Source organism: Geomonas azotofigens (assembly GCF_018919395.1).
GTDB classification, from domain to species: domain Bacteria; phylum Desulfobacterota; class Desulfuromonadia; order Geobacterales; family Geobacteraceae; genus Geomonas; species Geomonas azotofigens.
Genome location: NZ_JAHLME010000003.1, coordinates 740,464 through 761,168, shown reverse-complemented (window position 1 = coordinate 761,168; position 20,705 = coordinate 740,464). Strand labels below are relative to the sequence as shown.

At 63.8% G+C, this 20,705-nt stretch carries 23 protein-coding genes; all 23 read right to left on the bottom strand.

Features of this window, described 5'->3' with window-relative positions; all coding sequences use genetic code 11:
- Nucleotides 1-47: 47 nt before the first annotated feature.
- Nucleotides 48-1,442, bottom strand: coding sequence for a dihydrolipoyl dehydrogenase (gene lpdA, locus KOL99_RS13155; protein ID WP_216510908.1), 1,395 nt, complete (start codon nucleotides 1,440-1,442; stop codon nucleotides 48-50).
- Between the two features lie 38 nt (nucleotides 1,443-1,480).
- Entirely contained in the window at nucleotides 1,481-1,834 is a 354-nt protein-coding gene (locus tag KOL99_RS13150) for a hypothetical protein (protein ID WP_216510907.1), read from the bottom strand.
- A gap of 24 nt (nucleotides 1,835-1,858) precedes the next feature.
- Nucleotides 1,859-2,008: a zf-HC2 domain-containing protein gene (locus KOL99_RS13145; RefSeq protein ID WP_216510906.1), complete on the bottom strand. Its 150-nt coding sequence runs from the start codon at nucleotides 2,006-2,008 to the stop codon at nucleotides 1,859-1,861.
- 26 nt (nucleotides 2,009-2,034) lie between these two features.
- The gene (locus tag KOL99_RS13140) at nucleotides 2,035-2,475 is read right to left on the bottom strand and encodes a sigma factor (protein ID WP_216510905.1); all 441 of its coding nucleotides are present in this window, start codon (nucleotides 2,473-2,475) and stop codon (nucleotides 2,035-2,037) included.
- A complete protein-coding gene (locus KOL99_RS13135; RefSeq protein ID WP_216510904.1) occupies nucleotides 2,465-3,658 on the bottom strand; it encodes a radical SAM protein in 1,194 nt (397 codons plus the stop codon). The genes KOL99_RS13140 and KOL99_RS13135 overlap by 11 nt, the downstream gene beginning before the upstream one ends.
- 9 nt (nucleotides 3,659-3,667) lie before the next feature.
- Complete coding sequence (locus tag KOL99_RS13130; RefSeq protein ID WP_216510903.1) at nucleotides 3,668-4,753, bottom strand: NADH:flavin oxidoreductase; 1,086 nt, start codon at nucleotides 4,751-4,753, stop codon at nucleotides 3,668-3,670.
- 8 nt (nucleotides 4,754-4,761) lie between these two features.
- Nucleotides 4,762-5,316 (bottom strand): molybdopterin-guanine dinucleotide biosynthesis protein B, encoded by a 555-nt coding sequence (mobB, locus tag KOL99_RS13125; RefSeq protein ID WP_216510902.1) that lies wholly within the window; start codon nucleotides 5,314-5,316, stop codon nucleotides 4,762-4,764.
- Nucleotides 5,313-5,906, bottom strand: coding sequence for a molybdenum cofactor guanylyltransferase (gene mobA / locus KOL99_RS13120; protein WP_216510901.1), 594 nt, complete (start codon nucleotides 5,904-5,906; stop codon nucleotides 5,313-5,315). Before mobA ends, mobB begins: the two co-directional genes overlap by 4 nt.
- Nucleotides 5,903-6,385, bottom strand: a complete 483-nt coding sequence (gene moaC / locus KOL99_RS13115; RefSeq protein WP_216510900.1) for a cyclic pyranopterin monophosphate synthase MoaC — start codon at nucleotides 6,383-6,385, stop codon at nucleotides 5,903-5,905. The genes mobA and moaC overlap by 4 nt, the downstream gene beginning before the upstream one ends.
- A 42-nt stretch (nucleotides 6,386-6,427) precedes the next feature.
- Entirely contained in the window at nucleotides 6,428-7,630 is a 1,203-nt protein-coding gene (locus KOL99_RS13110; RefSeq protein WP_216510899.1) for a putative sulfate/molybdate transporter, read from the bottom strand.
- Complete coding sequence (locus KOL99_RS13105; RefSeq protein ID WP_216510898.1) at nucleotides 7,627-8,070, bottom strand: MOSC domain-containing protein; 444 nt, start codon at nucleotides 8,068-8,070, stop codon at nucleotides 7,627-7,629. The genes KOL99_RS13110 and KOL99_RS13105 overlap by 4 nt, the downstream gene beginning before the upstream one ends.
- Nucleotides 8,071-8,203: 133 nt before the next feature.
- On the bottom strand, nucleotides 8,204-9,184 hold the full coding sequence (moaA, locus tag KOL99_RS13100) for a GTP 3',8-cyclase MoaA (RefSeq protein WP_216510897.1): 981 nt from the start codon (nucleotides 9,182-9,184) through the stop codon (nucleotides 8,204-8,206).
- A gap of 9 nt (nucleotides 9,185-9,193) precedes the next feature.
- Entirely contained in the window at nucleotides 9,194-10,387 is a 1,194-nt protein-coding gene (locus tag KOL99_RS13095) for a molybdopterin molybdotransferase MoeA (RefSeq protein ID WP_216510896.1), read from the bottom strand.
- A gap of 25 nt (nucleotides 10,388-10,412) precedes the next feature.
- Entirely contained in the window at nucleotides 10,413-10,784 is a 372-nt protein-coding gene (locus KOL99_RS13090) for a winged helix-turn-helix domain-containing protein (RefSeq protein WP_216510895.1), read from the bottom strand.
- 47 nt (nucleotides 10,785-10,831) lie between these two features.
- Complete coding sequence (locus tag KOL99_RS13085; protein ID WP_216510894.1) at nucleotides 10,832-11,803, bottom strand: DUF169 domain-containing protein; 972 nt, start codon at nucleotides 11,801-11,803, stop codon at nucleotides 10,832-10,834.
- On the bottom strand, nucleotides 11,796-12,620 hold the full coding sequence (locus KOL99_RS13080; RefSeq protein ID WP_216510893.1) for a TIGR04282 family arsenosugar biosynthesis glycosyltransferase: 825 nt from the start codon (nucleotides 12,618-12,620) through the stop codon (nucleotides 11,796-11,798). Before KOL99_RS13080 ends, KOL99_RS13085 begins: the two co-directional genes overlap by 8 nt.
- Entirely contained in the window at nucleotides 12,617-12,994 is a 378-nt protein-coding gene (locus KOL99_RS13075; protein ID WP_236026086.1) for a helix-turn-helix domain-containing protein, read from the bottom strand. Before KOL99_RS13075 ends, KOL99_RS13080 begins: the two co-directional genes overlap by 4 nt.
- Before the next feature lie 29 nt (nucleotides 12,995-13,023).
- Nucleotides 13,024-15,714, bottom strand: a complete 2,691-nt coding sequence (locus tag KOL99_RS13070; protein WP_216510891.1) for a GNAT family N-acetyltransferase — start codon at nucleotides 15,712-15,714, stop codon at nucleotides 13,024-13,026.
- Nucleotides 15,698-17,020, bottom strand: a complete 1,323-nt coding sequence (locus KOL99_RS13065; RefSeq protein WP_216510890.1) for a radical SAM protein — start codon at nucleotides 17,018-17,020, stop codon at nucleotides 15,698-15,700. The genes KOL99_RS13070 and KOL99_RS13065 overlap by 17 nt, the downstream gene beginning before the upstream one ends.
- Complete coding sequence (locus KOL99_RS13060) at nucleotides 17,017-17,259, bottom strand: hypothetical protein (protein WP_216510889.1); 243 nt, start codon at nucleotides 17,257-17,259, stop codon at nucleotides 17,017-17,019. Before KOL99_RS13060 ends, KOL99_RS13065 begins: the two co-directional genes overlap by 4 nt.
- Nucleotides 17,260-17,261: 2 nt before the next feature.
- The gene (locus KOL99_RS13055) at nucleotides 17,262-18,068 is read right to left on the bottom strand and encodes a respiratory nitrate reductase subunit gamma (RefSeq protein ID WP_216510888.1); all 807 of its coding nucleotides are present in this window, start codon (nucleotides 18,066-18,068) and stop codon (nucleotides 17,262-17,264) included.
- Between the two features lies 1 nt (nucleotide 18,069).
- Entirely contained in the window at nucleotides 18,070-18,600 is a 531-nt protein-coding gene (locus KOL99_RS13050) for a 4Fe-4S dicluster domain-containing protein (protein ID WP_216510887.1), read from the bottom strand.
- An 8-nt stretch (nucleotides 18,601-18,608) separates the two neighbouring features.
- Nucleotides 18,609-20,702, bottom strand: coding sequence for a molybdopterin-containing oxidoreductase family protein (locus tag KOL99_RS13045; RefSeq protein ID WP_216510886.1), 2,094 nt, complete (start codon nucleotides 20,700-20,702; stop codon nucleotides 18,609-18,611).
- Nucleotides 20,703-20,705 lie beyond the last annotated feature (3 nt).

Genomic DNA, 20,705 nt, shown 5'->3' with positions numbered 1-20,705 from the left:
TTGAAGGGGAACTGGCACCTGCGGAGCCAGTCCCCTGGGCTTACCCCTCAGATATGGATCGCTGCCCCGGCGGCAGCGCGGGCTGCCTCCATGACCCCTTCGGAGAGGCTCGGGTGCGCGTGGATCATGACGGCAAGCTCCTCGGCCGTCAGTTCCGCCTGTTTGGCAAGCAACACTTCGTGGATCAGCTCGGTGGCTTCGGAGCCGATTATGGTGCAACCGAGGATCTCTTTGCTTTCCCGATCGAACAGGATCTTGACGAAGCCGTCCGACTTCTCCACCGCCACGGCCTTGCCGATGGCACGGAAGGGAAAGACGGCTTTTTCGAAGGACGCCCCTGCTCGGCTCAGGATCGGCTCGGTCCTGCCGAAACTCGCTACCTGGGGCTCGCAGTAGGTGGCGAAGGGAACCAGTTCGGCATCGACCCGGGCGGCGCAGGGGTGGCCGGCCATGTGCTCCACCGCGATTTCCCCCTCCTTGGAAGCGACGTGGGCGAGCAGCGGGGACTTGATGACGTCGCCGATGGCGTACACGCCGGGCACGTCGGTCCGATAGTGATCACCGACCTGCACGTAACCGTTTTCGGTCCTGACGCCGATCGTTTCCAGGCCGAGGCCGTCGGAGTTGGGTGTCCTGCCGGCGGCGACGAGGACCTTGTCGGCCTCCACCGTTTCCCGGGCTCCGTCTTGCCCTTCCAGGGTGACCTTCAATCCAGCCGGGCCTTTTTCGCAGCCCACCGCCTTCGTGGAAGTCTTCACTTTTATCCCTTTCTGAGAGAAGGACTTGGTGAGCAGCGCGCACGCCTCGTGGTCCTCCTGGGGCAGGATGCGGTCCATCATCTCGACCAGCGTGACCTCGACGCCGAAGGAGCTGAACACGTAGGAGAACTCCACCCCGATCGCACCGGCGCCCAGGATCACGATGCGCTTAGGGAGCTCTTCCATCATCAGCGCTCCCGTCGAGGAGATCACCCGGTCCTCGTCGAACTCCCACCCCTTCAACTGGGTGGGGCGGGAACCGGTGGCGATGAGAACGTTGCGGGCGGAAATCGTCCGCTGGCCGTCCACCGAAACCGTGTGCGCTGTGACGAATCTGGCACTCCCCGCCATGTAGTCGACGTTGTTTTTCTTGAGCAGAAAGCTAACCCCTTTGGAAAGCTGTGCGGCGACGGCGCGTGATTTCCGGAATACCTTCCGGTAATCCAGACGCGACTTGTCGACGGCGACTCCCATTTCGGCGAGCGCCGCACTTTCGCCGAAAATGCGCGCCTGATCGATGAGGGCTTTGGACGGGATGCAGCCGACGTTGAGGCAGACGCCGCCGGGCTTGTCGCGCTCCACCACGGCCGTCTTCAGCCCGAGCTGCGCCCCCCTGATGGCGGCCACGTAACCTCCCGGACCTGCACCGAGCACGATGAGGTCGTAGTCGTATCTTTCACTCATTCCGTTATCTCCTTGGTTTTTAGATGGTGCCGGCTGCTTCAGTCGCTGGCCAGCCACTCCAAAGCCTCCACTTCCGACTCGAACACCTGGGCGTTGGCTTTGGCCTGAAAATTAAAGGTGAACACCCGCGCCCTCTGGTGCCTGTGTATGCCGAGCAGCGCCATCTTGGCAGCTTGGCCATCCGGATTCTCCGCGGCCAGTCTTTTCGCCGTTTCCACGAACGTCTTGGAAATCATAGTCTCGCCGAAATCGCTGAGCTGCCTGATCTCCCTCTCGGCCGGGAGGATCCGGTGGTAGCCTTGCAACTGCTTCAGCATGGCTTCCTCGTCCATCCCGGTGTAATCCAGCCTGAGAATCTTTTTCTCTTTGTAATGCGTCCAACTAATCGACATGGCGTCCCCCTACTGTTTGCAGCGTCACTTGTTCAGCTCGAAGTCACCGGTTGCAAGGTACGTCTCGCAACCGTTGCATCGGATGAGGTGGTGAGCGAAGTCCTCCAGTTCCAGGATGTCCAGCTTCCCTTGAAGGAAGCGCTCGACCTGTTCCCTGAATTCCTTACACTCCATAGTTCACTCCCCTCCAGTTGGTATTTTCAGTACACGCAGTGCCTGATGCAGTTGCGGCAGGTGTTGAGGAAGGTGATGTGGGCGAGCCTGCGCCACACGTTGCGCACCACCCGTGTCCCGTTGAAGCGGTGAATCTCCCTTATGACGGCCAGCCTCACCTGCGGCTGCGCGAACTCGCCGAAGTCGAGGCCGTCATCGGAGCGGTAGCCGTGCAGAGCCCGGATCAATTCCAGCACACCCACTCCCACCAGGTCCTTATAGATTGCGTCATTGCCGGCCAACTTCAGATACCGGCGCGCGACGTCGGTCACCATGGGCAGGTTCTGCTTGACGATCGGGGCCACGAGAAGGACGCTCCTGGTCCTTTGGAATTGCGCGATCATCCTTTGCTCGGCTTCCCTGTCGCAGCGCCCCGGATGGCCACCCGCGGCCTGGTTCCTCATGCAGCGACGCCGGTCAGGATGCATGAGCCCCGTCCCGCGCCACAGCGGCCTTGCCCTCATCCTGCAGACCGAGCCTTTGGAACAGTTCGGAGGTTTCCGGCCCGTATCCCAGCAGCACCAGCGGAGGGGCGGCGTCCTGCTGCTTCCAGGCGAATCTCGGGTGCCGAACGATCTCTTCGATCCTCAGCTCCACCTCCTGCTCGGAAACCTTGCCCGGGAGCTCGGCCGACTTCACCCCCTTTCTGTCGGTGTAGCGGAAATAGATGACGGCATCGAAGATCTCCGCCAGCCGCAGCGTCTCCCGGAACTCCTCCCTCGTCTCCCCTGGAAAGCCGAAGATGACGTGGGTCTCCAGGTACAGAGCCGGGAATTTCTCCTTCAGCTGGCGGGCGGTCTCCATCACCCAGTGCGCGTCGTAGTTGCGGTTCATAAGCCTGATGATGCGCCTGGATACCGCCTGGACCGGAACGTTCATGAAATCGATCATCTCCAGGGCGGCGACATCGATGCGTGGGTAGAGGGAGAGAAACCTTCCCGGCTCCAGGTAGTTGATGAGGACCCGGATGTCGTAGGGGATCAGCCTGTTCAGCAGTTGCGCCAGGTTGACCCCGAGGTCAGCGCCGTAGCTGCCGCAGTCGTCGCCGAGCAGCATGAAACGGGTGAAGCCCATCTTCATGCCCCGCTCCACTTCGCGAAGGATCACCTCGATCGGCTTGCTCGCCACGTGGCCTTTCGCCTTCTTGATCGCGCAGTAGCTGCAGTTGTTGACGCACCCCTGGCAGATCTGGATGTAGTAGGCGTCGACGAACCCGTACTCGCTGCTGATGAACTCGTCGGAGAGATCGCCGCCGGAAACGTCATCTATGCTTGTGGTCGCACCGAAGCGTTCGTTGAACAGGTGCAGTTCCTTGTTTCCGATCAGGTTGACGCCGGAGTCGAAGGCTTCGGGATTGATCTTCGTGAGGCAGCCGGACACTATGACCTTCTTTTCGCCTCGGTATTGCCGCAGATACTGGTTGACGAGCGCTGTCGACTCGTTCTCCCGCTCCTGATCAAAGCCGCAGGTGGTGATCACGATGGTGTCGGCCTCTTCCGGGTCCCTCACCAGTTCGACGCTGTTGGACTTGAAGAAGTTGGAGAGCTGAGTGGTGAGGTAGCCGTTGTTGTCGCAAAGCTTGAAAGCGGTGCATAAAAATATCTTTTCCATGTTGCCCCCTTACCGGCTGCACCCGATGCCGCTGCCCGTCAATCCGACGCCGAGGCACTCGTTGTCCGACACGCACCGCACCGTCGCCGTGTCGCCGGACCGCCACCTGCACACAAACCCTGGCTCCTTGATGAAGGGGCGGCACATGGCGACGTAGTCGGCCGCCCCGGTCTCCACCAATCGCTTCGCCGTTGCATACCTTCGAATCCCGCCAACCAGGATGACAGGAATGTTCAGGCGTTCCTTGAACAAACGGGCGAAAGGCTCGAAATACGCTTCGTCCTGCTCCGAAACGATCCCCGCCCTGGCGGACTTGAAAGCACCCGACTCCCTTGTCCCGCCGCTCACTTCGATAGCGTCTACGCCTTCCTTCTCGAGCATCGCGGCGACTTGCACCGCATCCGACTCCGTCAGGCCATCCGCCAGGAAATCATGGCAATTGAGTTTCACCAGGAGGGGAAAGCCCTTCCCCAGCACCCCTCTGATGCGCCGCACGATCTCCAGAAGTGGTTTCACGCGGTTGTGCAAGTCCCCTCCGTAACCGTCGGTCCTGACGTTGTAGGCGGGGGAGAGGAATTGGTTCAGCAGGTATCCGTGAGCGGCGTGAAGCTGAACGCCATCAAAGCCGGCTCTTCGGGCACGCCGTGCTCCCGCCGCGAACGCCCGCACGATCCCCTCGATCTCTTCCGAGGTCAGCTCTTCCACCTGATGTCGCGAGTATCGCTTCCCGGCGGTGACCGCCTTGGCGGGAAGGCCGGTGAGAGCGGTGTCCGCGTAGAGCCCGGCATGGGAGAGCTGCATAACCACCCGACCGCCGTTTCTGTGCACGGCTTGGGTCAGTCTCGCCAGCATCGGTACCGCCGCGTCGCTGTCGACCCCGAGTTGCCGGGGGCCCGCCTGCCCCTCCCTGCTTACGTAGGCATGCCCGGTCACCAGGAGACCCGCTCCCCCCCTGGCAAGGGTTTCGTAGAACCGAATCAGTTGCTGTGAACATCCGCCCGTCTCGTCGGCCAGACCGGTCCAGGTTGCCGACCTGACGATACGGCTACGCAGCTCCATGCCGTTTATTTCCGTCCTTTCGAACAAAAGGCCCATGCCTTCACCTATGCGACCTCAGCCGCCCCCGCATCCGCTGAGCATTCCGGTCCGCCGCGCAGGAATTCCCGCTCCAGAAAGGAACAGATGCCGCCGGCGTCGTCGATATCGAACACCGGGACGTCCAGTGCCCAAGGCTGATCCGAAGCAACGGCGATCAGGGTGGGATCATGTTCTTCGCCACGGCACAAAAGTGCTGCGCTACGCTCCTTTCGGTGCACCTCGATCTTGGGAAAGCCGCTCTTTTTGAACCCTTCGGTCAGCACGATGTCCAAGTCGTGGCAGTACGAAGCTACCAGGTCCTGTAATGAGGGTTCACGGCAGGCCGGGTTCTGCCTGACCATGGCCACCTTGGCGGCAGAACTCACCAGCATGGTGTCGGCCCCGGCCTGGGTCAGTCTCCAGGAATCCTTGCCCGGACGGTCAATGTCGAATTCATGCGCATCGTGCTTGACGGCCCCCACCCGATAGCCGCGGCGCTTAAGCTCCGCGATCAGCTTTTCCAGAAGCGTCGTTTTCCCTGTCCCGCTCTTCGCCACGATTGACACTACAGGCTTTTTCATAGGCATCTCCTCTTCGCCGCCTCGTAATCCTGCGGCGTGTTTACGTTCAGAAAAGCGTCCAGCCCCGCTCCCGCCGCCTCCAGTTCGCTTTCGGGGACATCCCTCACGCCGATGCGGGGGTAGAGATCCAGGACGCTGTACTCGCCCGCCTGGAGCATCTCTCGCACCGGCGCCAGGCAACTCCTCGAATAGGCCGCGTGGAGCGGTTCGTATCCGTGGGCGAGCCTCGGCACCACGGCGTCGCTGTTGCCGGTCAGGGAGCAGAGGTGACCGATAACGCGGCTGCAGGGAAAGGGAAGATCGCAAGACGAGACGAAGACCGTATCGGTCTCGGCATAATGCAATCCGGTATAGAGACCGCCCAGGGCGCTGCCTGGGAAAAGGTCGTCGTAGAACGGCAACCGGTAGCGGGCGAAACGTTCTCCCTCGTTTCCCGCCAGGATGATCCTGCTGAAGTTGGCGCGGAAGGCATCCAGGATCCTTTCGAAGAGCGTCCTGCCGCCAAGCTCCAGGAAGGCCTTGTCCCTCCCCATGCGGCGGCTTTTCCCTCCGACCAGGATGACGCCGGTGATGTCATCGAAGAGCGTCATCGCTCCCCTTCCCTGCGGTAAACGCCGCTTTTTCCGCCCTCTTTGTAGAGAAGCACGGTCTCGGTGATCTCGATTCCCTTTTCGATCCCCTTGCACATGTCATAGATGGTCAGGGCGGCAACTGAGGCCGAGACCATCGCCTCCATTTCCACCCCGGTGCGTTCGAAGGCCTTCACCGTGCTTTCGACCCGGACCGTGCCGGCCTCCAGCTCGGTTGTGAAGTCCACGCTCACCGCATGAATCGCCAGCGGGTGCGACAAGGGAATGAGCTCGGGCGTCTTCTTCGCGGCGGCAATCCCGGCCAGCCGGGCAACCGCAAGGACATCCCCCTTGGCGGTCGCCCCTTCGATTATCTTCGCCAGGGTGTCGCGCCGCATGGTGACCTTCGCAGCGGCTACAGCCGTTCGTAACGAGGGTTGTTTCGCGGTCACGTCGACCATTACCGCGCGGCCGGCTTCGTCAAAATGGTTCAGATGCATGGTCTCCCCCGGAATTGCCGTAAATTACGCCGGCGCGCGCGTTCAGGTCGCCGATTCGGTGTAGGCTCCGCCGGCAGAGGCGGCCTTGAACAGGATGACGAGAAAGAAGCCGATCGCCGTCGCCGCGAAGATGTTGGCGGTGGTGCCCGCGATGGTCCCGATGGCCAGGGTGATAAAAAGATCCTTGCGCGAATCGACGACGTCCTGCATGAGCATGGCGTGTTCCACCCCGATGAACACCAGCATGACGCCCAGTATCGAGGGGGGGAGCAGCACGAACAGGTCGGGCGCAGACCTGCCGAACAGGGCGCCGATTAGCACCAGACAGCCGCCGAGCATCACCCCCATGGCGCCGCTGCGTGCTCCGAACCGGTAATGAGCGGACATCCCTCCAGCCCCGTGGCAAAGCGGAGCCGCTCCCACCACGCCGGCAATGAGGTTGGTAACCCCGAGCGACAAGGAAAGCCGTCCCGGAGTGAGCCCGCAGGCACGGGCGCCGAAATAGGCCCTGGCGGTGTCGGCGGTGGCGACGATCGAGTTGCCGAAGGTGAGCGGAAGCTGCGGCAGCACAAGGAGAAAGAAGGCCTTGGTGAAATCCTCCGCGGTCGGGAATGCCAGGGTGATCGGCGTGGGCGCCAGGACTACCTTGTGCAAGGCCGTGTAGGAGCCGAAGTACAGACCCGATGCTATCCCGAATAACATCAGCGCGAGGGCGGCCGGGAGCCGGCGACTGGAGGAGAAAATGATCACTACGGCTGCGCCTGCTATGGCGAAGAGGACCCCCATCGGCACGTCCAGTCCGGCCAGGCGCACAACCGCGGTCTCACCTCCGCGCAGGAACTTGGGGTCGACGATCATCTTGACGCCGTTGGCCACCAGGAGCACGCCGACTCCCAGTTGGATCCCCCGGACGATGGCCCGGGAGAAAATCCTGGACAGCATGGCCGAGACGCCGGTCACCGAGAAGAGCAGCAAAATGCCTCCCATGATGATGCCGGCTGCCGCGATGACGCTGGGCGCCAGTCCGGAGGCGATGGCGATGATGGAGACCGCCTTCAAAGGCTGAACGGGAACCGGAACCCGGAAGACGACGCCACTGACGATGTAGAGCAGACCGGCCACGACCAGGATGGCGGTCGGGTTCATGCCGTTCTTGACGATCAGCAGAATGACCAGCGGCACCATTACCCCGAGGTCCGCCAGAGCCCCGGAAAACTCCTGCAGGGTGAAATGAAATCGGCTCATAACGCACCTCCCATGATTTCCACCACATCACCGGCGCTGATACGCCCGCCCGACACGACCCTGGCGAAGATCCCCTCCTTGGGCATGACGCAGTCGCCGGCCTGATGGTAGATGGCGCAGCGGGTGTGGCACTCCTTGCCGATCTGGGTCACTTCCAGTACCGTTTCCCCGACCTTCAGCCGGGTTCCGATGGGCAGCGTCGGCAACTCGATGCCGCTGGTCGTGATGTTTTCGGCGAAATCACCGGTGTCGACCGATAGCCCCAGTTTCCGCATCTTCTCAATGCTTTCCATGGCCAGCAGGCTCACCTGCCGATGCCATACTCCGGCGTGGGCATCCCCCTCGATCCCGTGGTCCTCGACGACCTCCACGGAGGGAACCGGCGTCTTACGCTCCCCCTTGTTGCGGCTCGTACAGACGGCTCTCACTCGTCCCGTCATCTGATGCCTCCTTTCCCGGCAGAAACCTGCTCTCGGGTAATCTTGCCACCTGCATCCGCCCCGACGCGCTGCTGCGTCGCCATACACGCTACCTCGCCGCTACCCGCCTGCAGGCCCCTTCCCCATGACCGTCTCAGCCGCCTATCTGCGACATGCTGAAGCGTTGGCTGTCGGCGCTGCCCGGGACCAGGAAGGCGTGCTGTGACGGTTTGCTGCGCGCGACTCCCGCCAGGGCTTCCCTGAGGCCGGCCTGGTCCCCGGCCGCCAGGTACGGCTTCAGGTTCACGGTTTGCTCTTCGAACAGACAGCTCTTGACCATGCCGGACGACGTGACCCGCAGGCGGTTGCAGCTCTGGCAGAAGTGCTGGGAGATCGGGGTGATGAAACCCACCTTGCCCGCAGCCCCCTTGATCCGGTAGTTGACCGCCGGCCCCTCCAGGGAGTCCCTGACCTCTTTCTCGATCCGGAAGCGGTGCGAGAGCCTGGTCAGGATCTCGCCCCCGCTCACCATCAGGCTGCGCCAGCCGGATTCCCTGGTGGTGGGCATGTACTCGATGAACCTGACGTTGATCGGCTTATCCAGCGTCAGGGCGGCGAAATCCAGCACCTCCTCGTCATTGACGCCTCTCATCACCACCACGTTGATCTTAACGTGGCGGAAGACGCGCTCGGCCGCCTCGACCCCCGCCAGCACCCTGCTCAGCTCGCCGACCCTGGTGATCTTCCTGAAAACCTCCGGCCGCATCGAGTCCAGGCTGATGTTGATGCTCTCCACGCCCGCCAGTTTCAGGTCCCGGGCCATTTCCTCAAGCATCATGCCGTTGGTGGTGAGGACGAGCTTCTTGAGGCCGGCAATGGCGCTCAGCCCGGCGAGAAAAGGGACCACCCCTTTCCTGACCAGGGGCTCTCCGCCGGTGATGCGCACCTTTTCGACGCCGATTTCCACCGCCGCCTGCGTGATTTCCCGGAGTTCCTCGTAGCTCAGCACGTCGCGAGCCGGGCGCTTCCCCTCGATGCCATGCGCCGGCATGCAATACGAGCAGCGCAGGTTGCAGCGGTCGGTGATGGAGAGACGCAGGTAGTTGATCCTCCTGCCAAAAGTATCGATCAGCATAAAACCTCTCTAGACGCGGCCGGTCAGCAGCGTCACCTCGATCTCCGTCTCCGGCACGAGGCAGCCACCCGGGGCGACCTCGATCACCCCGTTGGCCCGCGCCATGGTGAGGAGGTTGGACGAGCCCTGGGCCCTGCTGATCGAGGCGACGTGCCGCCCCTCCTGCGCGGCGAGCCGGCAAAGCACCAGGTGCGGGCGCTCGCCGTCGTTACGAAACCCTTCAGTCACGGTGGCCCTGACCACAGGCCTGAACAGGGAGACATGTCCCATCATTTTCAGCAGGGCGGGACGGACGAACTGCTCGAAGGCGATCATAGTGGCGACCGGGTTGCCGGGGAGTCCGAAGAACGGCTTGCCGCGCAACATCCCGAAGGCGGTCGGCTTGCCCGGCTTGATGTTCACCTTCCAGAACAGGAGCTCTCCCGACAGTTCCTCGACCACCTCCTTGACGTAGTCGCAATCGCCCACCGAAACACCGCCGCTGGTGATGACGACGTCGGCCTCGAGGCCGCGCAGCAGCATCTCGCGGGTCGCCTCCCTGGTGTCCCTGGCGATGCCAAGGACGACCGGCTCGGCTCCGGCTTCCAGGATCTGCATGGCGATGCTGTGGCTGTTGCTGTTGACCACCGCGGCCCCCTCCGGCACGGAGCCGGCCTCGACCAGTTCGTCGCCGGTGGCGATGACGGCGACCCTGGGCCTGCCATAGGTGGCGACCCGGGTGCGCCCCAGCGAGGCCAGCAGCCCGCTTTGCGACGCGTGCAGCGTGGTTCCGGCGGCGATCACCACTTCCCCCTCCCGGATGGTGTCTCCCCTCCTTCTGACGTGGGCGCCCGGCTTGACGTCCCCCTGCAGCCTGATCTCATCGCCCAAATCGACGACCTCCTCGATAGGTACGACGGTGTCGCATCCGGACGGGATGGGGGCGCCGGTCATGATCTTAATGGCTTCTCCAGCCAGGACCGGGGTGCTTCTTTTCATCCCCGCCGGGAGAAAGCCGGTCACCTTCAGGCGGTTGCTCTGGAGCGACTCGTGGGAAAAGGCGTAGCCGTCCATCGCGGAATTATCGGCGGTGGGGACGTCCCAGGGTGCCGCGACGTCCTCGGCGATGATCCTGCCCAGCCCCTGCAGCAGATCGATCTCCTCCCGGGGAAGCGGGGCCACATGTTGCAAGATGACTTGTTGTGCTTCATAGATACTGATCATGACAGACTCCCTTGCCGACCCGTGGTCAACCCTGCTCTCCGAAAGCCAGGCGGTGCAGTTGGTTCACCCTCTCCCGGATCCCTTCTTCCTGTTTTTCGAACAGCCGCATCAGCTCGCGCGCCGCCTCGCTCAGCGCGGCGCCCCCTCCCGATGCCCCTCCGCGCGATCTCACCACCAGCGGAACCCCGATGGCCCGCTCCATCGCATAGATCGCGCCCCTCATCCTGCGGTACGGGATGCCGGTCTCCTCGGAAGCCCTGGCCAGCGACCCTTGGCGCTCGATGGTTCTGAGCACCATGTAGCGCCCCTCGCCGAAGAAAGGGTGGCCGTCGAGCTCAAGCCAGACCTTGGAGCGTGCCGCCAACTTTTTTCCTGCCAGTATCTCCGCGAGTTTCACGTGTCACCTCACATTGCACCGGGATTCGCAGCAGAGCCCCCGTCGAGTCAGACAAGCGGCGGCAGGTAGACCTTGGCGCGGCAATCCCTGATCGCCTTCTTGCCCAGATGGCGCAGCCCCTCGATCAAGGTCGGCATCATTTTCAGGGGGATGCCGATGAACATCATCTCCTCCCCCAGATCCGAGATGGCGCGGCAGCCGTAACAGCCGAGCGAGGTGTTCATCTCCCCCGTGGTGTACGGATACAGGGTGGTCTCGACGCACTGGGCGTTGTACGAGCTCATCTGAAAGCTCGACCTCTTCCCGGTGAAGTAGGTCGAGGCCATGCACAGCCACATGACGGTCTCGGGAGGCGCAATCACCGCCACCACGTCGGGGGTCATAACCGGTTTGGCCAGCGGGGTCAAAAGAGTGGCCCGCATGGAGCCCTCCGGCAGGGCGGGTCTTTCTGCCACCATCTGCCGCGCCACCTCTTTCGTGGCGAGCTTACCCAACTGCACGTAGATCTCCCCCGTCGCCAGCTTGCGCGGCACCTTGCCCAGGCCGAGTATGGACGCGCCGTCCGGACAGGAGTGGGACTCAGCCGGCATGAGCGTCGTGATGCCGCGCCTGGCCATTATGAGCGCCTGGCAGTAGCGCAGGCTGTGCCGGGGGACGGGCAGATGCGGCAGCGGCTCCCCCGCGCGGATCAGGGTGATGGCCACCGGCTTCGAGCGCAGCATGAGGATTTCCTCGAGGGTCTCCGACAGGGAAACGTACTGCGCCACCTCTGCCTCGGAGAGCGGCACGAAGGCGCTCTCGTTACCGCCGTCGAGGTACCGGTGCGCCGGCTCCCGCTCGGAGACGGTTAAGGCGCCGCTCGGGCACTTACCGGAGCAGGTCATGCAGGCGCAGCACTCCTCGGCACGGACCACGCCCGGTACCGCTCCGGCCTCGAAGGAGAAGACCTCCTTGGGACAGAGCTCGGCGCAAAGGCCGCAGCGACTGCATCTTTCCAGGTCGAAATCGATATCAACCATCGATCCTGCTCCTTGGGTCGTGGGAGGTGTTGGGGGGGGTGCTGGTCACCAATCCCAGTTGCGCGATCAGCGTGCTGGTCCTTTCGGGAACCTTGATCTCCGGCTGGTGCTGCGCCGTGTAGGCCGTCGCGTTGATCACCGCCATGATGTGGGCCAGATCCTCCATGTAGTCGACGTCGAACAGGGCCTCGTACAGCGCGGTGGGGATTTCCCTCCCCTGCGCGATCTGTATCAGGGCGTCGAGTGCGGAAACACCGGCGGTATTGTAAAAGACACCGGTGAAGTCGACTCCGGCGCTCCTGGTGACGCCGACCAGGGAAACGCCGGCGGCCTGACACGGCGCCAACACCATGGCCCCGGTCGAAGAGGCGGCATCGTTGGCCGTGAGCCAGTCGAAGGAGCGGACGATCAGGTCGGGCGTTATGCAGGGGAGATCCCCGCCGATGCAGATCACCGAGTCGTACCCTTTGGCGAACAGCTGCCGATAGCTGTCGTTGAAATGCTCGTCGAAATTACTCCCCCTGTCGCAGATGCAGCCGATCTCGGCGCGGGGGAAGGCGGAGCGAAACATGGCCTCGACCTTGGGGAGATCCTCCTCGGGGGAAGACGACACGTAGAGGTCGTAGGCGGCGTTACGGGATCCGCGGCACCGCTCCAGGGCATGCAGTCCGACTTCGGCGGTGTCCAGGACCATCGCCCGGTAAAGTTCGGCGGCCTGTTCCGGCGTCAGGGCGCCGCCGTTCTCCTCGATGAGCCGGGTTTTGGTCACCCCGGGTTGGGGATACTTGGTGAACAACAGCAGGGCGTTTTTCTTCATAACTTTCTCCTTTGTACCAGCGTGCACTCCCCATGATCGCCCCCCACCTGCTTGCGAAAATCGCAGATGTCGGTTTCCAGCGACTTGAGCTTCTCTACCCGGTCCCGGATCCCGGCCAGGTGGCCGTCCAGCACTTCCAAAAGACGCGGTGCGGGCTGCGCCGGGAACCGTTCGTGTCTGCAGAGGTCCGCCAGTTCCTTCATCTCCTCCAACGAAAGTCCAAGTGCCTTCAGCTTCAGCACGAACTTGAAGCGCCTTTCGTCACTCTTCTCGTAGTACCTGATCCGTCCCTCGGTCCGCTTGGGTGGTGCCACCAGTCCCAGCTCCTCGTACAGCCTGATGGCTCTGGTGCTGATGCCGAGTATCCGGCCCATGTCGCTTATCCTCAGGCGATCTCCTTCTTTCAACCGCATGCGCCCCCCCGCGCGGCGCCGGGCTCTTCGGACGACGCTCCCGGATCGCGGCCGGTACGGTAAGGGGCCGGGGATTGCCCCTCGGAGGGGGCCGCAACCGGGTACCGCACCAGCGGAAGCGGCGAGCAAGCCTGCCTGTCCGGACAAACCTTGCACTCCTCCACCTGATGCGAGGGGATACCGTTCCAGGAAGTTCTCGTGAAGCCGAGCCTCGTGTAGAAATCCACCGCCCCGCCCCGCGCCACCAGAAGGGTCGCCGTGTGCCGGGGGAGGACCCGCTCCAGCAGATGCCGCCCGCCCCCCTGGCCGCGATAGCCGTCGGCGACGACGATGGGGCGTATCATGACGGAGTCGCTACCTTCCTCCAGGCGCACCGCCGCCAGGATTTCCAGCCCCTGCACAAGAACGAAAAACTCCTCGACTGGAACCGCGGAGCAGTCCATGTCGCTGGCCGCAAGGAGTTCCATTACCCCCGCCCAATCCTGCGCTCCGGCCTGGCGCACCTCGGTTCTCTCCAGGTCCAGGGCCCGGTAGACCCGGCAGGGGATGCCGCGGAAGCTCCACTGGCCGAGAATAGGGTCGCAGTGGTCGACGTCGGCGGAGGTGAGCACGTTGGCGTTGGCCTCCCAAACCCCGCCCAGCTCCGGTTCCGCTGCCGCCCGTTCCGGGAACCACCACCCCAGCTCGACGCTTACCGTGCCGGGGTACATCTCCTTTATGCGCAGACGGTGACGGATGCGCCCCTTCGCGGTCTGGATCCAGACGAGATCGCCGTCGTTCAACTCAAGCGAAGCGGCGGTTTCGGCGGCCATCTCGGCGAGAGGCTCCGGGCGCCGCCGGCGCAGACTCTCCACCTGGCGAAACTCGGAGGAGTAATAAGGCTGCCTGCGCACCCCGGTGATCAACTGCAATTCCCCCGCGTCGCCGGGATCGGGGGTGATCCGGAAAGAAGGGAGCGGATCGTGTCCCGCCTCGGCCAGCAGCGAGGAATAGAGCTCCACCTTGCCGCTGGGAGTCGCGAAACCGGATTCCAGGTATTTCAGGTACGCCGGCTCCGGTGCATAGAGGCCGGTTTCGCAGAACTCGCCCCAGGTGAGCCCGGTGGGAGACAGGATATCGTCCATGGCGTGCGACAGGGTTTCCCAGGGCCAGTACCGCTGTTGTCCCAAGCGCTTGCCCAGCTCCATCCAGAATTCGAAGTCGGTGCGGCGCTCATAAAGCGGCCTGATCGCCGCTTCGCCGCCGTAAAGGATGTTGGCCACCCCGCCGTTCATCTGGACCACCGGCTGCTCGAAGCCGCCGGTCACCGGCAGGACGTAATCGGCCAGCATCGCCGTGGGAGTCAGGAACTTCTCCAGCGTGACCAGCAGGTCGAGGCCGGAAAGCGCCCGATGCACCTTCCTGGTGTCGGCCTGGCACAGCATCGGGTTGCTCGCCATGCAGATCAGCGCGCGGATCGGGTAGGGATCGCCGCTGATCATCGCCTGCCAAGCGAGGCCGGGGTGGGCCGAGGTCATGTACCGTGCCGGCAACTGCTTGCCGTGGCGCATGGTCGATTCGAGCATCTTCCGGTACCCCTCGTGCCGCTGCAGCGGAAAGAGTCCGGCGCCCAGTTTCTTGCGCTTTTGCTCCTCGGGCATCAGGTGGTTCAGCTCCAACTCCACTTCGGAAACGAAGTCGGAGCCGTCGTTCATAAGCGAGGCGCCGGGCAGATCGATGTTGCCGGTGACGGCCCGCAGGATGGCGATGGTCCTCAGGGTTTGCGTGCAGTTCAGCCCGCTCTGGTCGATGCCCAGCCCGGTGTAGATCGATGCGGGTTTCGACCCGGCGTAAAGCCGCGCGATGCGCCGGATCTCGGCCGCCGGTACACCGCATATCGACGCGGCCCATTCGGGAGGGTATTGCCGCACCCGCTGCGCCAAGGCATCGAAGCCGGAGCACCAGTCGCGTACGAAGTCGCGGTCCTCAAGCCCCTCGGCCAGGATGACGTGCAGCATGGCCAGCGCCAGCGCGCCGTCGGTTCCCGGCCGGACCGACACCCAGTCGTCGGTCAGCCGCGCCGTCTCGGTGCGGCGCGGATCTACGACCACCAGCTTGCCTCCCCCCTTGGCGAAGGCGTGCAGGTTCTTCCAGAACACGGAGCGGTCCGACTGGGCGGGGTTGACGCCCCAGATGATGGCGCACCGGGTCAGTCCGGGCTGCAGCTCGTCGTCGACGGGCCAGCCGCACGTCAGCGTGTTGACCCAGATCCTCGGGTTCCAGCAGACGATCCCCATGCCAATGTTGTTGGGGGAGCCCCAAAGGTTCAGGAAGCGGTGCATCGGCCAGTAGACGGTGTGGGGGGCGCTGATGCAGGTGGCGAGCGTCTCGGCGCCGTAGGCACCTTTCAGTTCCTGCAGCCTCCCCGTGATTTCGGCCAGCGCCTGCTCCCAGGTGACCCGCTCCCATTTTCCGCTGCCGCGTTTGCCAGAGCGCTTCAGGGGATGGTTGATGCGCGCCGGGTGGTTGAGGATCTCCAGGTTCGCCGCGAAGCGCCGGCAGCCGGCCATCACCGCGGGGTCGTAGGGGTAGCGCTCGGGGTCGGGGCGCACCGCGGTGATCCGTCCGGCCCCGTCGGTGGTGACCTTCACCCCGCAGAAATAGCCGCACAACTGGCAGTTGGCCCTACGCACATCGGCCATGACGCCCCCTTCCCCCGTGCGGGTGCAGCCTGTTGCCGACGGCGTCGGTCAGGTGGTACACGCAAAACGGGATCGCCCTGCCGTCGGCCACGGTTACCGCGAGGTTGCACCCCCGGGCCCGCTCCAGATCCATGGTCCAGGCGTCCATGTATTCCATGATCAGGATGGGGAGCCCGACGGCGGAGCCGGTCTCGCCGGTCAGACCGGCGATGACGTCGCTGTAGGCGGCTCCCTGCGGACTCCTGCGGTCCAGCAGGCTGCGGAACTCCTCTTCCCCGAGGCCGCGGGTGAACGGGTGGTAGTCCTCCCCCTTCCCGACCAGGAAGGTGGAGCCGTAGCACAAGGGGTGGCTGCTCGCCACCGGCCAGAAATCGCCCGGCTCGATCCTGCCGCGGCTCTGCCGGGACACGAGCTGCGCCACGTCCGCCAGGGAGAGTCGCCTGACGGCGTCTCCCACCTCGAATCTCCCGGAGTGGAAGGCCGGCTGCAGGGCCAGCCCCTTGACGACGTCTAGGTTGTCCATGCAGAAGCGGATCAGTCCCCCCAGTTCTCCGTCATTCACCCCGCTGACGACGGCGACGGAGAGGACCACCGGGATCCCCTCGGCGCGGCAATTTTCGATGGCCTGCATCTTCCCGGCGAAGACGTCCCTGCCGCGCAGTTGCACCGTCGTTTCCGGATCGAGCCCGTCCAACTGGAGATAGACGTCGGTCAAGCCGGCATCCTTCAGCCGTCGCAGGTAGTCACGGTCACGGCCGATCACCAGGCCGTTGGTGTTTAGCTCCACGGCAACCAGGCCGCAGCGGCGGGCGAGCCGTATCACTTCGTCCAGGTCGTCGCGGACCGTCGGCTCTCCCCCGGTGAGCTGGATGGGCAGATTTTGCCCATCGATGGCAACAATCGACGCGAACATCGACTGCAACTCCTCAAGGGAAGGATCCGCCGGGACCTCGCCGTCGAACATGAAGCAGACGGGGCAGGAGAGGTTGCAGCGCCAGGTCACCTCCACCTCGGGGAGGGTGATGCTGCGCTCGTGCCCGGGGCACAGTCCGCAGTCGAGCGGGCAGCCGTTCCGGGTGTCGGTCTGCGGGGCGCGGGTGAACGAGGGGAGCCCCATGCCGGCATGCCAGCGATACCGCTCGGCGTCCGGCCAGAGGTAGACGTCGCAGGGGCCGTGGACCGGGCACTCCTTGGACATGTGCACCTCGCCGTCGCGGGTCTCGTAGATCACCGCCGGCAATTGGGCCAGGCATACGGGGCAGACGCTCTGCGTTTCCCTGATTATCTGTTCGGGAGGTGTCTTCATCCGATTCTGCGCCTCTCCTCGAGGAAGGTCTGCGGGTTATAGGCGACGATCTCGTTGTCGCGAGCGACGACGAAGATGTAGTAGAGCGCTCCCGCCGCCGAGGCGGCCGCAGCGACAAGAACGCACAGGAAGCCGGCCGACCACGGGGTTACATAGAGGGTCGCCGCGTAGACCAGGTACACCTGGATCAGGAGCACTACCGACGCATACGCTATTTTCATCTTGTTGGTGATTGGCATGGCTACAGTAACCCCTCGGTGACCCGCTCTCTCTTCAGCCGTCCGTAGTTGCCGTCCTGGGTGATGCTCCTGCCGATCGGGGCGGCGATGATGTGGACGAACCTGCTGAAGGGGAGATAGGCGAAAAAGGCGACGGTGACGGTGGCGTGCAAGATCCAGATGGGGGTCGCCAGCGCGTGCCAGGGTGCATCGATGCCGCGCAGCGCGGAAGCGAGCGGCCCGGCGACGAAGGAGCAGTCAACAAACGGATCATCCGGCTCCCCGATCAGGCGGCAGGCCTCGGTGAGGAAACCGGTCAGGGTCACCACCCAAAGGAGCAGGACCAGATTGAGATTGACCAGGGTCCGCTCCCTTTCGGCGTACACCACCCGGTGCACCAACGCGGCGGTCAATCCCACCAGCAGCACGGCGCCGCTGAGCTCCATGCCCGCTTTCAGGAAGGCCCGCCCGGCTCCGCTGGTGAAGTAGGTGTAGTCGAAGTAGTGGTGGAAGTAGTGACCGAAGACGGTGTAGATGCAGTCGAGGGCGAAGATGGCCGTGAAGCCGAAAAAAATCAGGCAGTGGCGCAGCCACAGGAACACGGACCTGTTCCTAATCCGCTTCTGGAAGACGGCCTCGCGGACGATGGTGGCCGGCTCGGGTATGGGGGTGTTTTCCAGCCGCTCCACCTTGGCGCCCCCCTCTTCCCGGATCTTGCGATTGATCCAGCGGATAAAGCAGAGCTTCAGGAAGACGTTCCTGTAGGCGCCCATCAGAAAGACCGTGCCCCCTACGATGATGAGCGACCAGAAGTAGGCGAACTTGTCCATGTCACTCCTCCTCGTGCCCCAGGACGACCTCGGTGCGCGCGTCCCAAGAGAGCCGCTCCGCCGCCACCTGTTTGGAGCGAAGAATCAGCTCCTCGATCGTGCCGGAGACGATCGCCTGCTGCGGGCAGATCTCCTCGCACGCCCTCTTGATGACGCCGACCGGGCGCTCCTCGCAGAAGGTGCATTTCTCCATGCGCCCCATCTCCCCCATCTGGGGCGCACCGAAGGGGCAGGTCCAGAGGCAGAGCATGCACCCCACGCAGCGCGTCCGGTCGACGGTGACCGCGCCGGTCTCCTCGTTCTTGCTGATCGCGGTGCGGGGACAGGCCTTTTTGCAGGGGGATTCCGCGCAGTGCATGCAGGCAAGCGAGGCGTTGACCCCGGCAACCTCGGGGTAGGTCCCGCGCGTGAGGCAGGTGACGTTGCGCCACTTCACCGTCTGCACGGCTTCGTTCCAGACCTGGCAAGCGACCTCGCAGGCACGGCAGCCAACACACTTTTCCTTGTCGAAATAGAATCCGTACTGAGACATGACGCCACCTATGCCTTTGTGATTTTGACCTTGCACTCGTTGAAGCTGATGCCGCCCGATACCGGGTTGGCCCTGGTCTCGAACAGCGGGTTTATGTGGGTGCCCCTGCCTCGGGCGATACTGCCGAAGCGCCGGCCGAAGCCGTGGCCATGGGGTACCCGCGCCACGCCTGGCTGCACCGCTTCGCTGGTCCTGACCCTGATGGTCGCACGGGCATGGGGCGAAGCCACCTCGACCAGGTCCCCCTCCCTGACGTCGAGGCGGGCGGCGTCGAGAGAGTTGATCTCGACGTAGTTCTCCCCGACGATGGCCATCAGGTACGGGTTGTTCTGGGTGTGGGTGCCGCAGTGGTACTGCATCTTGCAGTTGACCAGCTGGAACGGGTAGTCCGCGTCCGGCTTCACCCTGTGTTCCTCGTTGAAAACCGGCAGCGGGTGGTAGCCCATCTCCTCGAACATGGTGGAATAGACCTCGAATTTGCCGGTGCTGGTCGGCACGCCATCGGTGTTGTACTTCCGATAGCGCAGCTCCCCTTCCCAGACCCCTTTCTCCTTCAGCTCTTCGTAGGGGACCGGCAGGTACGCGGTGCAGGTGCGCGCCCAATCCTCCCAGCTGTCCCAGGCGAAGTACGCCCCGTACCCCATCTTCTCGGCGAGCCCCTTGATGATCTCGTAGTAAGGCCTGGATTCCCCGAGGGGCGCTATGGCCGGCTGCGCAAGGACCGTCTGGGGACCCGCCCACATGCTCTCCCGCACCTCGGCGCGCTCGTAGGTGGAGGCTTCCGGCAGCACGTATTCCGAGAGCTGGGCCGTCTCGCTCATGTAGATGTCGACGGTGACCGACAGCTCAACCGCCGCCATCATCTTCTCGAAGAGGCGGGTATTGGGGTCGCTCATGGCCGGGTTGCAGACGTGGAAGAAGAGCGCCTTCACCGGGTAGGGATCGTCCTCCAGGACCGCCTTGGGCAGCAGCTGGGTCGGAAGGTCCGGCGCCAGCGGATACCCCATGCCATAGGCTATGGGGGGCTTTTCCGGGATGGTCGCCTCCTCCTCGGGAATCTCCAAGGGGAATCCGAGCGGAGACATCTCCTTGAGGATCAGGTTGCCGGGACCGTCGATATTGCCGGTGATGACGTTGAGGGCGAAGACGGTGCGCAGGGCGTCGAGCCCGGTCGTGTAATTGACGAGCCCCTTGAGGCCGTCCATCAGGGCCGGTTTGGTGGCGGCGAACTCGTCGGCGACCGCGATTATGGTTTCCTTCGCGATACCGGTGATCCCCTCGGCCCATTGCGGTGTGTAGCCGTTGGACAGGACGTGCTCCGAGAACTCGGCCAGGCCGTGCACCCACTCGTCGCAGAAGGACTTGTCGTAGCTTTGGGTCTCGACGATGCGGTGCGCTATGGCCAGGGCCAGCGCCCCGTCGGTGCCCGGCTTGATGGGGAGCCAGATATGGGCTTTTTCGGCGGTTCGGCTGCGATTTGGATCCACCACGATCAGCCGACACCCCCTTTTCATCGCCTCCAGCAGTTCCCTGTTTTCATGCAGCGCCTCGTTGGGCCCGAAGGGGTCCGCCCCCCAGAGCATGACGAACCTGCTGTTGGCGTAATCCTTCACCGGCAGAGGGTGCGCGAAGGTGGAGAGCGCGGCGAGGCGGCGGTCCTGGTCGCAGGCGGCGCCGTGCCCGGAGAGGTTGGGAGAACCGTAGAGGTGGCCGAAGAGCTGGTGGGTGAACATCTCGTTGGAGTCGAGGTGGAAAAGCGAGACGAGCGACTCGGGGCCGAACTCATCCTTGATCTTCTTCAGACGCCCGGCGATCTCGGTGAGCGCCTGGTCCCAGCTGATGCGCTCGTGGACGCCGGCGCTGTTTCTCTTCATCGGGTAGAGCAGCCGGTCTTTATCGCGGCTGGAGTGTATGCTGGAAATGCCCTTGACGCACCTCGTGGTCCTGTTGGCGGCATACTCGTTGCCGCGCACGTATTCTATCCTGCCGTCCTTGACGAAGTTCTCGGTGGGGCAATGCCACGGGCATATCATGCAGACGCCCGGCACGGTCTTCGTGCCCCTGATCCCGTTGATGATCTCTCGTGTCGTCTGTTGCGACATGTT

Coding starts and splice junctions, on each gene's coding strand:
- mobB (WP_216510902.1), bottom strand. CDS start 5,316: ATGAAAAAGCCTGTAGTGTCAATCGTGGCGAAGAGCGGGACAGGGAAA.
- KOL99_RS13145 (WP_216510906.1), bottom strand. CDS start 2,008: ATGGAGTGTAAGGAATTCAGGGAACAGGTCGAGCGCTTCCTTCAAGGG.
- KOL99_RS13110 (WP_216510899.1), bottom strand. CDS start 7,630: ATGAGCCGATTTCATTTCACCCTGCAGGAGTTTTCCGGGGCTCTGGCG.
- KOL99_RS13055 (WP_216510888.1), bottom strand. CDS start 18,068: ATGGACAAGTTCGCCTACTTCTGGTCGCTCATCATCGTAGGGGGCACG.
- KOL99_RS13150 (WP_216510907.1), bottom strand. CDS start 1,834: ATGTCGATTAGTTGGACGCATTACAAAGAGAAAAAGATTCTCAGGCTG.
- KOL99_RS13060 (WP_216510889.1), bottom strand. CDS start 17,259: ATGCCAATCACCAACAAGATGAAAATAGCGTATGCGTCGGTAGTGCTC.
- KOL99_RS13045 (WP_216510886.1), bottom strand. CDS start 20,702: ATGTCGCAACAGACGACACGAGAGATCATCAACGGGATCAGGGGCACG.
- KOL99_RS13080 (WP_216510893.1), bottom strand. CDS start 12,620: ATGAAGAAAAACGCCCTGCTGTTGTTCACCAAGTATCCCCAACCCGGG.
- moaA (WP_216510897.1), bottom strand. CDS start 9,184: ATGCTGATCGATACTTTTGGCAGGAGGATCAACTACCTGCGTCTCTCC.
- KOL99_RS13050 (WP_216510887.1), bottom strand. CDS start 18,600: ATGTCTCAGTACGGATTCTATTTCGACAAGGAAAAGTGTGTTGGCTGC.
- lpdA (WP_216510908.1), bottom strand. CDS start 1,442: ATGAGTGAAAGATACGACTACGACCTCATCGTGCTCGGTGCAGGTCCG.
- mobA (WP_216510901.1), bottom strand. CDS start 5,906: ATGACGCTCTTCGATGACATCACCGGCGTCATCCTGGTCGGAGGGAAA.
- KOL99_RS13140 (WP_216510905.1), bottom strand. CDS start 2,475: ATGCATCCTGACCGGCGTCGCTGCATGAGGAACCAGGCCGCGGGTGGC.
- KOL99_RS13130 (WP_216510903.1), bottom strand. CDS start 4,753: ATGGGCCTTTTGTTCGAAAGGACGGAAATAAACGGCATGGAGCTGCGT.
- KOL99_RS13105 (WP_216510898.1), bottom strand. CDS start 8,070: ATGACGGGACGAGTGAGAGCCGTCTGTACGAGCCGCAACAAGGGGGAG.
- KOL99_RS13070 (WP_216510891.1), bottom strand. CDS start 15,714: ATGGCCGATGTGCGTAGGGCCAACTGCCAGTTGTGCGGCTATTTCTGC.
- KOL99_RS13085 (WP_216510894.1), bottom strand. CDS start 11,803: ATGGTTGATATCGATTTCGACCTGGAAAGATGCAGTCGCTGCGGCCTT.
- KOL99_RS13095 (WP_216510896.1), bottom strand. CDS start 10,387: ATGATCAGTATCTATGAAGCACAACAAGTCATCTTGCAACATGTGGCC.
- KOL99_RS13065 (WP_216510890.1), bottom strand. CDS start 17,020: ATGAAGACACCTCCCGAACAGATAATCAGGGAAACGCAGAGCGTCTGC.
- KOL99_RS13135 (WP_216510904.1), bottom strand. CDS start 3,658: ATGGAAAAGATATTTTTATGCACCGCTTTCAAGCTTTGCGACAACAAC.
- moaC (WP_216510900.1), bottom strand. CDS start 6,385: ATGCATCTGAACCATTTTGACGAAGCCGGCCGCGCGGTAATGGTCGAC.
- KOL99_RS13075 (WP_236026086.1), bottom strand. CDS start 12,994: ATGGGCCGGATACTCGGCATCAGCACCAGAGCCATCAGGCTGTACGAG.